Consider the following 15,500-nt stretch of genomic DNA (forward strand, 5'->3'; position numbering starts at 1 on the left):
CATGTTATAATCCTTTTGGCTACGTTTAATTGCCTTACTTTCGTTGTCTTTCATAATAAAGTCGATTTGGTGTCAACTTATTTCAGGATGGGACAGACTTAACAAAAAAGCCGATAGTAAAACTATCGGCTTTTTTTATTTTGGATACTTATTAGTATTTATAAGCAACTCCTTTTTTGATAACCTGTGAGCCTCCCAAAGCATTAGAACTAGCACCAACAGTAGCTTTGTCAGCCATTAACAAAATAAAAGGACATCCTAATTTTGCAGCTTCCATTTTTAGTTTTTTCTCTGCTTTCTTATCACCTGTATTTCCTGTCTGGAAATTGATAAGACCGGTCTTACCTCTTACCTCATCTACTTTTTTCAATCCTGCGATATAAGATTTCTCCTCAAGGATAACAACTTTTTCCCAGTCTTTTTCAGAGCTCACTTCAATTTTCTCAGAAACCTCTTCTACTCTCCCGCTTTTGCCGTAAACAATTTTTTCAATAGCATATTTTCCTATTGAGTTTTCAGCATCCTCTCCATCATATTTGAAAACAACCACATATTCATCCAAACGAATAACTTTTCCATTTACAGTTTCCCCGCTGTGTTTAAAAATTTTGTCTGATTGTGCAAAAATTAACGACGAAGTCATTAATAACATTAATAATAAAATACTTTTTTTCATTTTTTTAAGTTAAAGATTGATTTTTGGCGCAAATATAAGATTTTTACTCACAAAAAAAAGTTCAATTGCTTTCACTCCTCAGATAATTAAGCTAATTTTAAGACTCATAAAAAAGCGCCATGAAAGACCTCGAAAATCGCGAAGATTTGACTCTCCTGATGGACAATTTTTATCAAAAATTGCTTCAAAACAAAGCAATCAGTTACTTGTTTACAGAAGTGGCCCAAATAGACCTGGAACATCATCTTCCTGTTATTGTAGATTTCTGGAATCTTAGCCTGTTTGGCAAAGGCAATTATAAAAACAATGTGCTTAAACTCCATTTAGACCTTAATGAAAAATCCAAACTGTCTCCGCAACATTTTAAAATCTGGCTTGATACGTTCTACCTGACTGTAGATGAAAACTTTTCAGGAGAAAATTCGGAAAAAATAAAGACCAAAGCACTTTCCATTGCCAATGTAATGCAAATTAAACTGCATAAATCAGCTTAAAATAAAATCATATTCTTAGTTATTGCGCTTAAAAATAACTATTTGATAATTATATGCATGCATAATACTTTTTTACAAAGAAGCGCGTTAATTTTTAATACATTAGCAAAAAACATAATCATTCAATAATGAACATAAAAATCATAGGTTCTGGCAGCTATATACCGGAAATCAGAGTTGCCAACCACGACTTTGACAATCATATTTTTCTGGACGACAATAGTGAGCCCTTATCACACCCTACTGAGCTTATTATTGAAAAGTTTAAGGATATAACAGGAATAGAAGAACGTCGCTACGCCGACAGTCATTTGCTGGCTTCCGATATTGGTTTTCTGGCTTCTCAAAAAGCAATTGAGGATGCCAATATAGATGCCGAAACTATAGACTATATTATTGTCGCCCATAATTTTGGTGATGTACAATATGGAAAAATCCAATCCGACATCCTGCCGAGTCTGGCTTCAAGAATCAAACACAAGCTCCAGATAAAAAATCCCAAGTGTGTAGCCTATGATATCCTTTTCGGATGTCCCGGCTGGATTGAAGGCATACTGCAAGCCAATGCTTTCATCAAATCAGGAATGGGAAAACGCTGTCTGGTCATTGGAGCCGAAACACTTTCAAGAGTTTTGGACCCGCATGACCGCGATTCCATGATTTATGCCGATGGTGCTGGTGCTACGATAGTAGAAGGTACAGATAAAAATGAAGGCTTACTGTCCTACGAAAGCGCAACTTTTGCTTATGAAGAAGCAAACTACCTGTTTTTTGGGAAGTCCTATAATAAAGAACTGAATCCGGATGTACGCTACATTAAAATGTACGGTCGAAAAATTTATGAGTTTGCCTTGAGTCAGGTTCCTATGGCTATGAAAAGCTGTCTGGAAAAAAGCGGAATCGACATTTCGGAAGTCAAAAAGGTACTTATCCATCAAGCCAACGAAAAAATGGATGAGGCAATCATCAACCGTTTTTACAAACTCTTCAAGGCAGTTCCACCAGCCGGTGTTATGCCTATGAGCATTCACAAATTGGGCAATAGCAGCGTAGCCACTGTACCAACACTATATGATTTACTTATCAAAGGAAAAATCGAAAATCAGGAACTTCGTAAAGGAGATGTTATTATCTTTGCATCCGTTGGTGCAGGAATGAATGTAAATGCATTTACGTATCGGTTATAACAAAAGTTCCGGTTTCAGGCTTCATTGCTCGAAGCCTTAAACTTGAAACAAGATGTACGAAAAAACTTTTCCAGAAAAAAGATTCAAGCTTACGCTCGATTTTTTAAATAAACATATCAATTCTTCTGAAACAATCCTGGACCTGGGAGTTGAAAATCCTTTCTCGAAAATTATGAAGGAAAACGGATTCCAGGTTATTAATACCACAGGAGAAGACCTTGATAAAGATCAGACAGCTCTTCAGTCACAGCAATACACAGTGACAACGGCGTTTGAAATTTTTGAACATCTGCTGAATCCGTACACTGTGCTTCAAAATATTAAGTCCGATAAATTATTTATATCTATCCCAATGCGCCTTTGGTTTTCACCTGCTTACCGTAGCAAAACCGATATGTGGGACAGACACTATCATGAATTTGAAGATTGGCAACTGGACTGGCTATTGGAAAAAACCGGATGGAAAATACTCGACCGTCAAAAATGGGCAAATCCGGTAAAAAAGTTTGGAATCAGGCCTTTATTGCGAAGATTTACAAACAGGTATTATATAGTATACGCAGAGAAAGTACATAATTCCTGACTTTATGAACTATTATATCGTCATTCCTGCCCACAATGAAGAAGCTTTTATTGCACTGACATTACAGTCGTTGGCAGACCAGACAGCTGTTCCGGCAAAAGTTGTTGTGGTAGATGACAATTCAACCGACAATACTTCGGCAATAGTACAGGAATTTGCCTCAAAATACCCCTACATACATCTTGTTCAAAAAACATCTGAAGCTATCCACCTCCCGGGAAGCAAGGTTATTCAGGCTTTTCACAAAGGATACGAAACTCTGGACAGCAATTATGATATAATTGTAAAATTAGACGCCGACCTAATACTGCCGGAAAACTATTTTGAAACGATAATCAATATTTTCAAATCAGACCCAAAAACAGGCATGGCGGGCGGTTTTGCCTATATCGAAAAAAACGGCGATTGGATTCTTGAAAACCTGACAGACAAAGACCATATCCGCGGAGCTTTTAAAGCCTATCGCAAAGAATGTTTTCTACAGATTGGCACTCTTAAGCCTGCTATGGGATGGGATACCGTTGATGAATTGTTGTGTAAATTTTACGACTGGAAGGTAGTAACAGACCAATCATTAAAGGTTAAGCATTTAAAACCGACTGGCGCCAATTATAACAAAACAGCACGTTACAAGCAGGGCGAAGCTTTCTATACATTAGGTTATGGTTTTTTTATTACGGCAATTGCTTCCGCAAAACTGGCAATGCTAAAGAAAAAACCTTTTTTGTTTTTTGATTACATCAGAGGCTTTTTTAAAGCCCAGTCTCAAAAAAAGCCGTTACTCGTTACCCGGGAACAGGCTAAATTTATCAGGAACTACCGATTGAAAAAAATGAAAGAAAAGCTATTCTGATTTGCAGGGTTATTTATTAGTTAAAAAACTCACAAAGCAAAACCAGCTACTCTTGACAATTTTCGTATTTTAGCCATTATTTAGAAACTCATAATGATAATTCGATACTTAACCCAGATAGGACGCTATTTTATTATGTTGAAGGAAATCTTCAATAAGCCAACAAAATGGTCCTATATGAAACAACTCATCCTGAAGGAAATTGACGATTTGATTATCGGTTCCTTAGGAATCGTTTCTTTTATTTCTTTCTTCATCGGAGGGGTTGTTGCCATCCAGACGGCGCTCAACCTGACAAATCCTCTGATACCAAAAACCCTGATCGCTTTTGCCACAAGGCAATCTGTTATTCTGGAGTTTGCCCCTACCTTTATTTCCATTATCATGGCCGGAAAAGTAGGGTCTTTTATTACTTCCAGTATTGGAACAATGAGAGTAACGGAACAAATTGATGCATTGGAAGTGATGGGAGTTAACTCTCTCAACTATCTGGTATTTCCAAAAATCATTGCCTTGATGCTTTATCCTTTCGTGATTGCCTTAAGTATGTTCTTAGGTATTTTGGGAGGTTATATGGCTTCCGTATACGGAAACCTGACATCAAGCGACGAGTTTATTATGGGTCTGCAAACGGAATTTATTCCATTCCATATCGTGTATGCGTTTATAAAAACAATGGTTTACGCCTTAATCCTGGCAACTATTCCTTCCTTTCATGGTTATTATATGAAAGGTGGTGCTTTGGAAGTAGGTAAAGCCAGTACCGTTTCTTTTGTCTGGACGAGTGTCGTGGTGATTCTCATGAACTATATTCTAACACAATTACTTTTAAGCTAATGATTGAAGTAAAAGATATAAAAAAGTCATTTGGCGATGCGCAGATATTAAAAGGGATTTCTACCACTTTTGAAGCCGGAAAAACCAATCTCATTATTGGGCGAAGCGGTTCCGGAAAGACAGTATTGCTGAAAACATTACTTGGAATCCATACTCCTGACGAAGGAACTATTTCTTTCAACGGGAAAATCTATTCTGAATTGAGTAAAGATGAAAAGAGGGAATTGAGAACCGAAATTGGAATGGTATTTCAGGGGAGTGCACTTTTCGATTCTATGACGGTTGAAGAAAATGTAGGTTTCCCGTTAAAAATGTTTACCAACAAGAAAAAAAATGAGATACGCGACCGTGTCAATCAGGTACTCGAAAGAGTGAATCTGGTGGATGCCAATAACAAGTATCCTTCAGAAATTTCGGGAGGTATGCAGAAACGTGTGGCCATTGCAAGAGCTATTGTAAACAATCCTAAATATCTTTTCTGTGACGAGCCTAACTCCGGATTAGACCCGGAAACTTCCATATTGATTGACGTGCTGATTCAGGAAATTACCAAAGAATACAACATGACAACCGTCATCAATACGCACGATATGAACTCGGTTTTGCAGATTGGAGAAAAGATTGTATTCCTGAAAAACGGAATTAAAGAATGGGAAGGAACCAATGAAGAAATTTTAGAAACGAAAAACAAGTCAATTGTTGAATTCGTTTACTCGTCCGACCTGTTTAAAAAAGTGCGCGAAAGCCTACTAGCCGATATCGAAGATGAGGACAAAGAAGAAAAATAAAAAAAGCCTGCAATAGCAGGCTTTTTATTTGTTTACAATCTCTCGGATTCTCTTTATTTCCTGCTCTTTCCCTTTAGGATAAATCAACAGTACATCTTCCTTGTCAACAATGATATAGTCGTTTAATCCATCAATAACGATTAATTTTTTAGCATCGGTACGAATAATATTATTGGAAGCATTTTCCAAAACTACAGATGCGTTTACGACAGCATTCAACTGGTTATCTTTTGGAAGTTTTTCATACAAAGAGCCCCATGTTCCTAAATCGTTCCAGTCAAAAGTGGCCGGAAGCACAAACACATTAGGCGCTTTTTCCATGACAGCATAATCAATCGAAATATTTTCAGATTCGGCATAATTCTCTTCAATAAAAACTTTTTCCAAATCAGAATTATAGGCACCATAACCAAGCATGAACAAAGCATACATCTGCGGCTGATAGGTCTCAAAAGCCTGTATAATTGATTTTGCGCTCCAGATAAATATTCCGGCATTCCAAAGAAAATTACCGCTCTTCAGAAACTCTTTTGCTGTTTCATAATCCGGTTTTTCCCGAAACTGACTTACTTTTTTTACTTGGTTTGCATCCGACTTATCGTATTCGATATAGCCAAAACCTGTATTTGGGAAAGTAGGCTGTATTCCCAGAGTCATCAAAGCATTGTCTTTTTCACAAAAATCAAAAGCAGTCTGCAAATCGCTTACGAATGCCCTTTCATCTTCAATCCAATGGTCGCTTGGAGCCACAACTATAACAGCATCAGGATTTATCTTTTTTATTTTTAATGAAGCATATAAAATACAAGGAGCCGTGTTTCTCATGGCTGGCTCAAGCAATACCTGTTCCTGGCTTACTTGAGGAAGCTGGCTTAAAACCAAGTCATTATAGCTTTCATTGGTCAGAATAAAAATATTTTCTTCCGGAATTAGTTTAGACAGCCTGCTGAAAGTTTTTTGAATCAGGGTTTCTCCCGTTCCCAACATATCGTGAAATTGCTTTGGAAACTCATTGGTACTAACCGGCCAAAATCGGGAACCCACACCTCCAGCCATTAATATGGCAAAATAGTTTTTATTCATCTTGGATAAATCATTTACACAATCTCTATGTAAATATTATTATTTCTTAATTCAAATCAAAATCGTTTAATCAACATTTAACATCTGGCAGGCAAAAGCTCAACCTCTGCATTGGGACTAAACAAATAGATTCTTCCCGTACTTATTTCCTGGCATTCGAACCTTTTGATTCTCTGAGCTCCTTTCTTAAATATTTTGCCATTATGAATCCTGAAAAAACTCCCGTAAGGTATTTCAAAAATATAACTTTTGTCGTTTTCTTTGTCAAATTGTTTTAAGGCCAAGGACAAAGTGGCATCGGTATCACTACTTGCCGCAGGATTCCTAAAATGCCTCGCCATTAGCGGTAAAACCTGACTTGGAAAAATCTCAGGACGGATAAAAGGCACCATCAATTGCTGGAAGGTATATTTCCATTCGTTACCATGGGGTTTAATATTCCTGCCAAACTTTTTAAAAGCCACAAGATGCGCAATTTCATGAATCAGCGTCATCAGGAACTTGTACTTATTCAGGTTTGAATTTATGGTAATTTCATGTTTTCCCCCGGGGCCTTTTCTATAATCACCGTGGCGCGTTACCCGTTCATTGACAATTTTAAGATGGACCTCATTAGCCTTAATTAATTCGAAACAGGGTTCCACTGCATGTTCAGGGAGATATTTTGATAAGACTTCACTCATTATTACAAATTTATTTATTTTTGGTAGAAATGCTATACATTTAGAATATGATTGAGGAAATAAAAATATATTATGATGAATTAGCATCCACTTACGACCAAAACAGGTTTGGAAATTCCTACGGCACCTACATCGACATACAGGAAAGAGCCTATTTAAAAAAGTATTTGCCTCACCTCAGCTCGGCTAACATTTTGGATTTAGGCTGTGGAACGGGAAGATTTCTGGACCTGGCAAGCCACGGAGTAGATATCAGTCCAAAAATGATTGATGTCGCAAAACACAAGTTTCCGGAAAAAAACATCAATTTAGGCAGTGTTTCAGATATTCCGCACCCTGATACTTTCTTTGACATTATATTCTCTTTTCACGTTATAATGCATTTGGACAAAGTCACTGTGCATGAATTCCTTAAGGAATCACATCAAAAATTAAAAAAAGGCGGGAAACTAATTTTTGATTTTCCTTCTCAAAAAAGAAGAAAACTTTTCAATTATAAAAAAACAGGCTGGCATGGCGCCAATGCTCTTTCAATAAAAGATATCGAAAGTCTTATAACTCCAGACTGGACCATAAAATATTACCGGGGAATCCTTTTTTTTCCTATCCACAGATTTCCTTCTTCAGCCCGACCTTTATTGCAAAAAATAGATGCCTTTTTTTGCAAATCCTTTCTCAAAGAATATTCTTCCTACCTCGTCATCGAATTAGAAAAAGCTCAACCAAGTGAAAAAACTTATCCCAACCGCAATAAAACTAAAATTCAGGGTAATTAAAAGACATATTACCGATTTAAAATTTATCTCTAAGAATCGCTTTGCCCAAAAAAGACCACAAGAAAATATATCCGGTTTCTCTATCACAATTAAACAGGAAATAAAAAAAGGAACCCATTTCGACAACAAAATCCACAATCTAAAACTGGCCTCGAAAGCAATCAATCAAGTCTGTATTTATCCTGACGAACTTTTTTCTTTTTGGAAAATAGTGGGAAATCCTTCCGAAAGAAACGGTTTTAAAAAAGGACGGAATATCGTAAACCAGAAAATTTCTGAAGAAACGGGCGGCGGACTTTGCCAACTTTCCGGAATTATTTACCACACGGCTCTCCTAGCCAATTTAGAGATACTGGAAAGGCATAACCATTCTGTAGACATCTATTCCGAAGAAGAGCGATTCACTCCCTTAGGGGCAGATGCCACTGTGGTTTATGGTTATAAAGACCTTCGGATTAAAAACAACAATCCTTTCCCTATCCAATTCAAAATCGAAATCCAAGGTTCCTATATTAGTTGCTCCCTAAACAGCCCAAAAGAAATTGAAGAGCACCACGTGACTTTCAATACCATTGATAAAGGCAGGAAAATTGAAGTGGTTACTTTTATAGAAAATAAAAAAGTGGCAATTTCTTTCTACAACAAATTAAGGAGTTGAGGAAGATACCTGAAGGACTTTTCCGTTATAGAACTTATTCCCTTTTAGAGTAAAATCATAAATATAATCTGCCATTTCTTTTGCCGAAAGTGGTGCCTGATAACCCGGGAAAGCTTCAGCAAGCATTTCGGTCTGGACAGAGCCTAACGCCAATACATTAAAAGAAATGCCTCTTTCTTTATATTCTTCAGAAAGCAGTTCAGAAAGCGTAATAACAGCACCTTTACTGGAACTATAGGCAGACAGTCCGGCAAATTTCATACTTCCCTGAATGCCGCCCATACTGCTAATTGTCACTACATGGCTTCCGGATTTTAAATAAGGCAGTGAGATTCTTGTCAGCGAAGCAACGCCAAAAACATTTACCTTATAAATCTGCTCAAAATCTTGCGTAGATGTTTCTGAAAAAGGTTTTAACAACAACGCCCCTGCATTATGAACGATTGCATCAACCTGTTTCCATGCAGAAGAAAGGAAATTTTCGATTTTAGCCAAATCGGCTTCATTCGCCAGGTCAACAGAAAGACAGGTAATATTTGGATTTTCTATTAATGCCTTTGGTGTTTTTCTGGAAATGGCCAAAACCTGATGACCTTCGTTTGCAAATAACAAAGCCAGTTCATAACCAATTCCTCTGCTTGTTCCTGTTATAATGATATTTTTCATTTCAATTTTAAATCGCAAAGCTATCTTTGCATTATAAGTTATACTTTTTGATATATAGATCTCTTAAATCTGCATAATTCTTTTAATCTGTGGCTAAATAAAATCCGCAACCGAAGCCTATCGTTCAAAACAAACGTATCATTAGCCATTAATTATTTTTCAAAACTATTTCTTTTTTTGGAAGAATGGGTTGGTTTTAGCTAAAATAAAAAATCCTGCCATTAGTCTTTCAAAATATATCCCTGCACTCTCCTCCATAGAACCATTTTTTAAGCTTTATGGTGAAATTTACGAGAATCATCCTTTTCTTACATTCTCAAAATGCCACCAAAATTGTTGAATTCCACACTTTTTTGGAGCAAATTCCACACTTTTACACAGATTCCCCATATTCCACAATAATTCAAAACATAAAAATACCATTGATTTACAGTTATTTACATATAATTCGCATTACTTTCTCAAAATGGCACATTTCTTTCTATTAACTAATCGAAAAAGAAACACAGCTATTACCACAAAAAAAATTGTTATGAAAAAGATTTTAGTATTAGCCGCATTAATATTGAGTTTTGGAGTAAACGCTGCGGCATCAGATAAAACGATAAATGAAATTTCCCTAACCCAGGAAAAACAATATAAACCTATTGAACCATCTGCTATTCCTGCTGATGTTTTAAAAACCATCAGTTCTAAATATGGCGGATATACAATAAAGGAAGCGCACGTTGCTAGCGACGGAGAATACAAGCTGGTCCTATCAAAAGATGACAAGACCGTTACTGCTTATTTCACGGCTACAGGTGAGTTTATAAAAGAAGCATAGTTTAAGTTAAGTTTGTTGAAGGAAGAATTTATAATTCTTCGCAATATAAAGGAGATGTGGGGGCATCTCCTTTATTGTTTTATATTATAACATATATTAACATTTAAAATTCGTTTAAAATTTTAAATTTGTGAAAACATTTATACCCCAATATGAGCTCGAAAATTTTGGTGATTGATGATGACACGTCTTTTTGCGTAATGCTGAAAACCTTCTTGCAAAAAAAAGGTTATGATGTTACCAACGCTTTCAATGCGAAAGAAGCTGAAGAAGCGATACGAAATCAAATTTTTGATGTTGTCCTTACTGATATCCGATTGCCTGACAGTGATGGTATTCAGATATTAAAATATATAAAAGAAACTTCTTTTAAAACCCAGGTCGTCCTAATGACCGGTTATACGGATATTAAAACAGCTGTCAGCGCGATGAAAATGGGAGCTTACGATTATGTAGGCAAACCTATCAATCCTGACGAAATTCTCCATACTATAGAGCAGGCCTTAAAAAAGAGACTTGAAAAGCCGGAACAGCCTGTTACCGAAAAAAAAGAGAAAAAGGAAACTTCCTCTTCCGATTTTGCTTTTGTAAAAGGCGGCAGCTCGACATCCAATCAGCTTCATGAATACATCAGTCTTGTTTCGCCAACCAACATGTCGGTACTCATTATTGGTGATAGCGGTACTGGAAAAGAATATATTGCCCACACCATTCACACACAGAGCAAACGAAAGGACAAGCCTTTTATTCCTGTTGATTGTGGTGCCATTCCTAAAGAACTTGCTTCAAGCGAATTTTTCGGACACATAAAAGGTTCCTTCACAGGTGCCATTAATGATAAAACGGGACATTTTGAAGCAGCAAACGGCGGTACATTATTTTTAGACGAAGTAGGAAACCTTTCCTATGAAGTCCAGATTCAGTTGCTTCGTGCGTTACAGGAACGAAAAGTAAAACCGGTGGGAAGCAATCATGAAGTCAAGGTTGATATTCGTGTTATTGCTGCTACCAACGAAGACCTTTCAGAAGCAGTCAAGCGAGGTGATTTTCGTGAGGACCTTTATCACAGGCTCAATGAATTCTGCATTCAGGCTCCAAAACTGAGTGAAAGAAAACAGGACATCATGGTTTTCGCTCATCATTTTTTGGCTTTGGCTAACGACGACCTTGAAAAAAACATCGAGGGTTTTGATGACGAAGTCATTGAACTATTCATGAATTATGACTGGCCGGGCAACTTACGTGAGATGAAGAACACCATCAAACGTTCTGTATTATTAACGAAGAGCAATTCTGTTCCTATTGACGTTTTGCCACAGGAAATGCGTTCTGCCATTGAGCAGGAAAACGCTATTCCTTATTATTCGAAAGAAAATGAAGAATCGGCTATACGCTCAGCTTTGGAAAAAGCAGGCTTCAATAAAACCAAAGCGGCTAAATTGCTGAATATCGATAGGAAAACGCTTTATAACAAATTGAAATTATACAGTATCGACCTTTAGTTTTTTTAGTTACTGAGCGACTTAGTATCTCGGCAACTAAGTACTTAAGCACACTATTTGACAAGCTAACTTCAAATCTACCTAAGAAATTCATTTTAGACGCGGATTTAAGGAAATCTATATCAATTATAAAAGGTGTGAAAAGCTCGTTTTCTATAACTTCCTATTTCGCAAACAAAACACACGACCTTAGTAACTCAGAACCTTAGCAACTTAGCATCTCTTTAACTAATTTCCTTTTCCAATTCAGAAATAAGGACTGATAATTTTTGGAAAATAATTGCTACATACTTTTCCATTTCTTCCTTATCATATTCCAAACTCTGGTCTTCTATTGGTTCTAAGAGGTCTGAAATTGAATATACTTCCATTTGTTTCAGCATCGGAATCATTTTATGGGCAACTTCCGACATCCTTTTCAGGTTCATTTCACAGGTGGCTTGTCGCAACGCTTCGGTGTTTTCGGAAACGCTGGTGATAAAAGTATCCACAATTAATTTTAAAGAAACCGGATCGTTTTGGGTAAACTTATTCAGACTAGACAAATCAAATAATTTTTCATCTTTCCTTGCTTCTGCTACCTGAACAGCAACATCTACAGGCTTTCCATTAAATATGGATTTCATAAGCAGCAACAACTCTTCCAGACGCAATGGTTTTGGATGGAATGCAGTAAATCCTTTGCTTGTAAAATCTTCAGGATTAAGATTTCTTTTACCAGATAAGGCAATTACAGGAATAGCTGCTATTTCCGGATTATTGTTATTGCGAATAATTCTCACTAATTCAAATCCGTCAATATTAGGCATCTGTATATCGCTCAGGACAAGGTCAAATTGTTCGTGCTCCAACAGATTTCTCACTTTGGCTGCGTCAACCAGTGTAGTCACTTTTACTGGATAATTCGCGAAAATTTCTTTCATCAGCGAAAGCTGCATCGCATCGTCATCAACAATCAAAATTCTTTTGTCTTTCAAAAATTCCGTTTCCGAATCCAAATTTGGAACCCCAACCTCAACAGCTTCAGCTTCCGATTTTATGGCCGGAATCGTAATCGTAAATATGGAACCTTTATTTTCTTCACTATCTACCACTATATCTCCATCTAAAAGCTGTAGCATTCTTTTCGCAATCGTCAAGCCAAGACCAGTTCCTCCAAATTTCTTTTCTATTCCGGCATGCGCTTGCGTAAACTCTTTAAAAACCGCTTTTTGCTTGTTCTTTGCAATCCCGATTCCGGTATCGATTACAGAAACAACAATGGTAGCCGATTCTACCCTGGCATGAACCTCAACAGATCCTTCCTGGGTGAATTTTATAGCGTTTGAAATCAGATTGGTCAAAATTTGCTTCAACCTGTAGGGATCAGATATAAAATTGTCATCCAACACTTCTTCCACATCCCAATTGAGCTCGATTCCTTTATTCTCTGCATTCGGCTCTAACGGCTTGCAGGTACTTTCAATCAGGTCTTTAAAATTAAAGCTGACTTTCTCAATATTAATGCGGTTGTTTTCCAATTTGGAGAAATCCACCAAATCATTAACCAGCTTTAATATATAATTTGAAGAATGTTTTATATTATCTAAGTATTGTAACTGTTTTGGATTAACATCGGTATTTTTTAACAGGTCTGAAAAACCGATCACGCTTCCCAATGGCGTCTGTATATCATGCGTAACGGTAGCCAAAAGCATCATTTTACTTCGCAACAAGTCTTCTTTTTCAGCATTAAGGGCTTCAAGCTGGTTTCTGTAGTTTTGGTTTATGGTAAGGTCTCTTATTATTATATAGCCAAAAACAATCAGGAGACAGAATGTTATGGCACCAACCCATGCAATAGTTTGGATTGTATTATCAATAGCCCGTTTGGATTCATTAATTTTTGCATATGATTTTTCCAACATCTGCTTTTCTAAAGAAGAAAGTACGGTTCGGAGCTGGTCGGAAATATATCGGTTTTCATCAAGCATTTTCTGCTCCTTTCCCACTAATTCATATTGCTTATCAATTTCTCGTGAAGCTTCTTTCCTTATCGCTCCTTGAATAGCCATAGTAAGTGAATCATTGGAAAGCGGCAGTTTGCTCAAAGAGTCCAGCTGTTTTTTCGTAAGTACTTCATTTAAAAACGAACGGTACTGCTGTCTTCCCGAAAACTGCACCGGTTTTATTTTTTTGACCAATGAATCTTTAGTGTAATATACCTTTCTTTCGGCTCTTTTATAGGTTGCCCTCGTATCGAGATATTTCCTGAATTCTATAATTTCATTGATACTGTTTTTCTTTCTCTGCAAGAGGTATTGAATCGTATCCAGCTTAGGAAGCTGTGTTTTATCCGCTTCTGATTTTATAGCTTCAATTTCTAATTTTATACTGTCAAGCAGTTTGGTATATTCATTAAGATCTGCCTTAGAACCTGTCAATATTGAGTTTCTCCCCACAGTTTCAGAAGCATATAAACTGGCAATTGCATTACTGACACGGATTACCTTTTGGCTGTCTGCATTGGCATTATTACTGGGAGTGGCAATTTTTAGGATTTCAGAATAGATAAACCAGACCGACAAAGCGGCTATTACAAAAAGCAACAAATACCCTATAATAACTTTTACTTTTAAAGATCTCGGTTTCTGACTCATGAGGATAAAGATAGTATTTTAAAATAATTTGTTAAAAAAAAATCCAGCAGAAACTGCCGGATTTTTTTAACGTCAAAATTTGACAAATTTATGCATTCAGAATACTTCTTGAAATTACGATTCTTTGAATTTCTGAAGTTCCTTCATATATCTGGGTGATTTTTGCATCACGCATCATTCTTTCTACATGGTATTCTCTAACATATCCGTTACCACCATGAATCTGTACCGCTTCAATAGTAGTATCCATTGCTGTTTGAGAAGCAAACAATTTTGCCATTGCTCCTGATTGTGAAATGTCTTGTCCCGCATCTTTTTCACAAGCTGCTTTCAGGCAAAGCATTTCTGCAGCACTGATTTGCGTTGCCATATCTGCCAGTTTAAAAGCAATAGCCTGATGCTTGGAAATTTCTTTCCCGAAAGCTTTTCTTTCTTTTGAGTATTTCAATGCCAGTTCGTAAGCTCCGGCTGCGATTCCAAGTGCCTGAGAAGCAATTCCGATTCTTCCCCCATTCAATACTGCCATTGCAAAATTGAATCCGAAACCTTCTTCACCGATTCTGTTTTCTTTTGGAACTTTCACATCTGTAAACATTAAAGAATGTGTATCAGATCCGCGAATTCCCATTTTTTGCTCTTTCGGACCAATTTCAAAACCAGCCCATCCTTTTTCAACAAGGAAAGCATTAATTCCTTTATGTCCTTTTTCAATATCGGTTTGAGCAATTACAATATAAGTAGAAGCTGTAGCTCCGTTAGTAATCCAGTTTTTTGTACCATTCAAAAGGTAATGGTCACCTTTGTCAATTGCTGTTGTTTTTTGAGAAGTCGCATCACTTCCGGCTTCCGGCTCAGAAAGACAGAAAGCTCCTATTACTTCACCTTTAGCCAAAGGCACAAGGTATTTTTGTTTTTGTTCCTCATTGCAGTATTTCTCTATACCTGCACAAACAAGTGAGTTGTTCACAGACATTACTACTGCTGCCGAAGCATCTACTTTTGCAATTTCTTTCATTGCCAAAACGTAAGAAACGCTATCCAATCCGGCTCCACCATATTTCGGGTCAACCATCATTCCAAGGAAACCTAAATCGGCCATCATTTTGACCTGTTCTGTTGGGAATTTTGAATGTTCGTCTCTTTCAATTACACCTGGAAGCAGTTCTGCCTGAGCAAAATCTCTTGCCGCTTGCTGAATCATCAGATGTTCTTCGGTTAGTTTAAAATCCATAATTTTAAAGGTATTATT

16 protein-coding genes are annotated in these 15,500 nt (G+C 36.9%); 10 read left to right on the plus strand and 6 right to left on the minus strand.

The window, feature by feature from the left end; genetic code table 11:
* Positions 1-151 precede the first annotated feature (151 nt).
* Positions 152-676: a hypothetical protein gene (locus B0G92_RS16245; RefSeq protein ID WP_056068950.1), complete on the minus strand. Its 525-nt coding sequence runs from the start codon at positions 674-676 to the stop codon at positions 152-154.
* Between the two features lie 119 nt (positions 677-795).
* Between B0G92_RS16245 and B0G92_RS16250 the strand changes: the two genes are divergently transcribed.
* From B0G92_RS16250 to B0G92_RS16275, 6 genes are all read left to right on the plus strand, one after another.
* Complete coding sequence (locus tag B0G92_RS16250; protein WP_101473028.1) at positions 796-1,170, plus strand: group III truncated hemoglobin; 375 nt, start codon at positions 796-798, stop codon at positions 1,168-1,170.
* Between the two features lie 128 nt (positions 1,171-1,298).
* Positions 1,299-2,357, plus strand: coding sequence for a 3-oxoacyl-ACP synthase III family protein (locus B0G92_RS16255; RefSeq protein ID WP_101473029.1), 1,059 nt, complete (start codon positions 1,299-1,301; stop codon positions 2,355-2,357).
* Positions 2,358-2,409: 52 nt separating this feature from the next.
* Positions 2,410-2,940 (plus strand): class I SAM-dependent methyltransferase, encoded by a 531-nt coding sequence (locus B0G92_RS16260; RefSeq protein WP_101473030.1) that lies wholly within the window; start codon positions 2,410-2,412, stop codon positions 2,938-2,940.
* A 4-nt stretch (positions 2,941-2,944) separates the two neighbouring features.
* Positions 2,945-3,793, plus strand: a complete 849-nt coding sequence (locus tag B0G92_RS16265) for a glycosyltransferase family 2 protein (protein ID WP_101473031.1) — start codon at positions 2,945-2,947, stop codon at positions 3,791-3,793.
* Between the two features lie 90 nt (positions 3,794-3,883).
* Complete coding sequence (locus B0G92_RS16270) at positions 3,884-4,630, plus strand: MlaE family ABC transporter permease (RefSeq protein ID WP_101473032.1); 747 nt, start codon at positions 3,884-3,886, stop codon at positions 4,628-4,630.
* Entirely contained in the window at positions 4,630-5,418 is a 789-nt protein-coding gene (locus tag B0G92_RS16275) for an ABC transporter ATP-binding protein (protein ID WP_101473033.1), read from the plus strand. The genes B0G92_RS16270 and B0G92_RS16275 overlap by 1 nt, the downstream gene beginning before the upstream one ends.
* Before the next feature lie 24 nt (positions 5,419-5,442).
* Here B0G92_RS16275 and B0G92_RS16280 read toward each other — a convergent pair whose 3' ends face one another.
* Together B0G92_RS16280 and B0G92_RS16285 are read right to left on the minus strand one after the other, a co-directional pair.
* On the minus strand, positions 5,443-6,501 hold the full coding sequence (locus B0G92_RS16280) for a mannose-1-phosphate guanylyltransferase (RefSeq protein WP_101473034.1): 1,059 nt from the start codon (positions 6,499-6,501) through the stop codon (positions 5,443-5,445).
* Between the two features lie 77 nt (positions 6,502-6,578).
* Entirely contained in the window at positions 6,579-7,184 is a 606-nt protein-coding gene (locus tag B0G92_RS16285) for a SprT-like domain-containing protein (protein WP_101473035.1), read from the minus strand.
* 47 nt (positions 7,185-7,231) lie between these two features.
* Between B0G92_RS16285 and B0G92_RS16290 the strand changes: the two genes are divergently transcribed.
* Together B0G92_RS16290 and B0G92_RS16295 are read left to right on the plus strand one after the other, a co-directional pair.
* The gene (locus B0G92_RS16290) at positions 7,232-7,960 is read left to right on the plus strand and encodes a class I SAM-dependent methyltransferase (RefSeq protein WP_218971866.1); all 729 of its coding nucleotides are present in this window, start codon (positions 7,232-7,234) and stop codon (positions 7,958-7,960) included.
* The gene (locus tag B0G92_RS16295; protein WP_101473036.1) at positions 7,911-8,618 is read left to right on the plus strand and encodes a VanW family protein; all 708 of its coding nucleotides are present in this window, start codon (positions 7,911-7,913) and stop codon (positions 8,616-8,618) included. Before B0G92_RS16290 ends, B0G92_RS16295 begins: the two co-directional genes overlap by 50 nt.
* On the opposite strand, the gene B0G92_RS16300 is transcribed toward B0G92_RS16295, so the two are convergent.
* Entirely contained in the window at positions 8,607-9,284 is a 678-nt protein-coding gene (locus B0G92_RS16300; RefSeq protein ID WP_101473037.1) for an SDR family NAD(P)-dependent oxidoreductase, read from the minus strand. The two genes, B0G92_RS16295 and B0G92_RS16300, sit on opposite strands and share 12 nt — an antisense overlap.
* 532 nt (positions 9,285-9,816) lie before the next feature.
* Between B0G92_RS16300 and B0G92_RS16305 the strand changes: the two genes are divergently transcribed.
* Positions 9,817-10,110 (plus strand): hypothetical protein, encoded by a 294-nt coding sequence (locus B0G92_RS16305; protein ID WP_143395060.1) that lies wholly within the window; start codon positions 9,817-9,819, stop codon positions 10,108-10,110.
* Between the two features lie 152 nt (positions 10,111-10,262).
* On the plus strand, positions 10,263-11,612 hold the full coding sequence (locus B0G92_RS16310; RefSeq protein ID WP_056068979.1) for a sigma-54-dependent transcriptional regulator: 1,350 nt from the start codon (positions 10,263-10,265) through the stop codon (positions 11,610-11,612).
* A gap of 224 nt (positions 11,613-11,836) precedes the next feature.
* On the opposite strand, the gene B0G92_RS16315 is transcribed toward B0G92_RS16310, so the two are convergent.
* Together B0G92_RS16315 and B0G92_RS16320 are read right to left on the minus strand one after the other, a co-directional pair.
* Entirely contained in the window at positions 11,837-14,251 is a 2,415-nt protein-coding gene (locus tag B0G92_RS16315) for a hybrid sensor histidine kinase/response regulator (RefSeq protein ID WP_056068983.1), read from the minus strand.
* Between the two features lie 88 nt (positions 14,252-14,339).
* Entirely contained in the window at positions 14,340-15,482 is a 1,143-nt protein-coding gene (locus B0G92_RS16320) for an acyl-CoA dehydrogenase (RefSeq protein WP_056069107.1), read from the minus strand.
* Between the last annotated feature and the right edge of the window lie 18 nt (positions 15,483-15,500).

Source organism: Flavobacterium lindanitolerans (assembly GCF_002846575.1).
In the GTDB taxonomy this organism is placed as follows: Bacteria; Bacteroidota; Bacteroidia; order Flavobacteriales; family Flavobacteriaceae; genus Flavobacterium; species Flavobacterium lindanitolerans.

Coding starts and splice junctions, on each gene's coding strand:
- B0G92_RS16245 (WP_056068950.1), bottom strand. CDS start 676: ATGAAAAAAAGTATTTTATTATTAATGTTATTAATGACTTCGTCGTTA.
- B0G92_RS16250 (WP_101473028.1), top strand. CDS start 796: ATGAAAGACCTCGAAAATCGCGAAGATTTGACTCTCCTGATGGACAAT.
- B0G92_RS16255 (WP_101473029.1), top strand. CDS start 1,299: ATGAACATAAAAATCATAGGTTCTGGCAGCTATATACCGGAAATCAGA.
- B0G92_RS16260 (WP_101473030.1), top strand. CDS start 2,410: ATGTACGAAAAAACTTTTCCAGAAAAAAGATTCAAGCTTACGCTCGAT.
- B0G92_RS16265 (WP_101473031.1), top strand. CDS start 2,945: ATGAACTATTATATCGTCATTCCTGCCCACAATGAAGAAGCTTTTATT.
- B0G92_RS16275 (WP_101473033.1), top strand. CDS start 4,630: ATGATTGAAGTAAAAGATATAAAAAAGTCATTTGGCGATGCGCAGATA.
- B0G92_RS16280 (WP_101473034.1), bottom strand. CDS start 6,501: ATGAATAAAAACTATTTTGCCATATTAATGGCTGGAGGTGTGGGTTCC.
- B0G92_RS16285 (WP_101473035.1), bottom strand. CDS start 7,184: ATGAGTGAAGTCTTATCAAAATATCTCCCTGAACATGCAGTGGAACCC.
- B0G92_RS16290 (WP_218971866.1), top strand. CDS start 7,232: ATGATTGAGGAAATAAAAATATATTATGATGAATTAGCATCCACTTAC.
- B0G92_RS16300 (WP_101473037.1), bottom strand. CDS start 9,284: ATGAAAAATATCATTATAACAGGAACAAGCAGAGGAATTGGTTATGAA.
- B0G92_RS16305 (WP_143395060.1), top strand. CDS start 9,817: ATGAAAAAGATTTTAGTATTAGCCGCATTAATATTGAGTTTTGGAGTA.
- B0G92_RS16310 (WP_056068979.1), top strand. CDS start 10,263: ATGAGCTCGAAAATTTTGGTGATTGATGATGACACGTCTTTTTGCGTA.
- B0G92_RS16315 (WP_056068983.1), bottom strand. CDS start 14,251: ATGAGTCAGAAACCGAGATCTTTAAAAGTAAAAGTTATTATAGGGTAT.
- B0G92_RS16320 (WP_056069107.1), bottom strand. CDS start 15,482: ATGGATTTTAAACTAACCGAAGAACATCTGATGATTCAGCAAGCGGCA.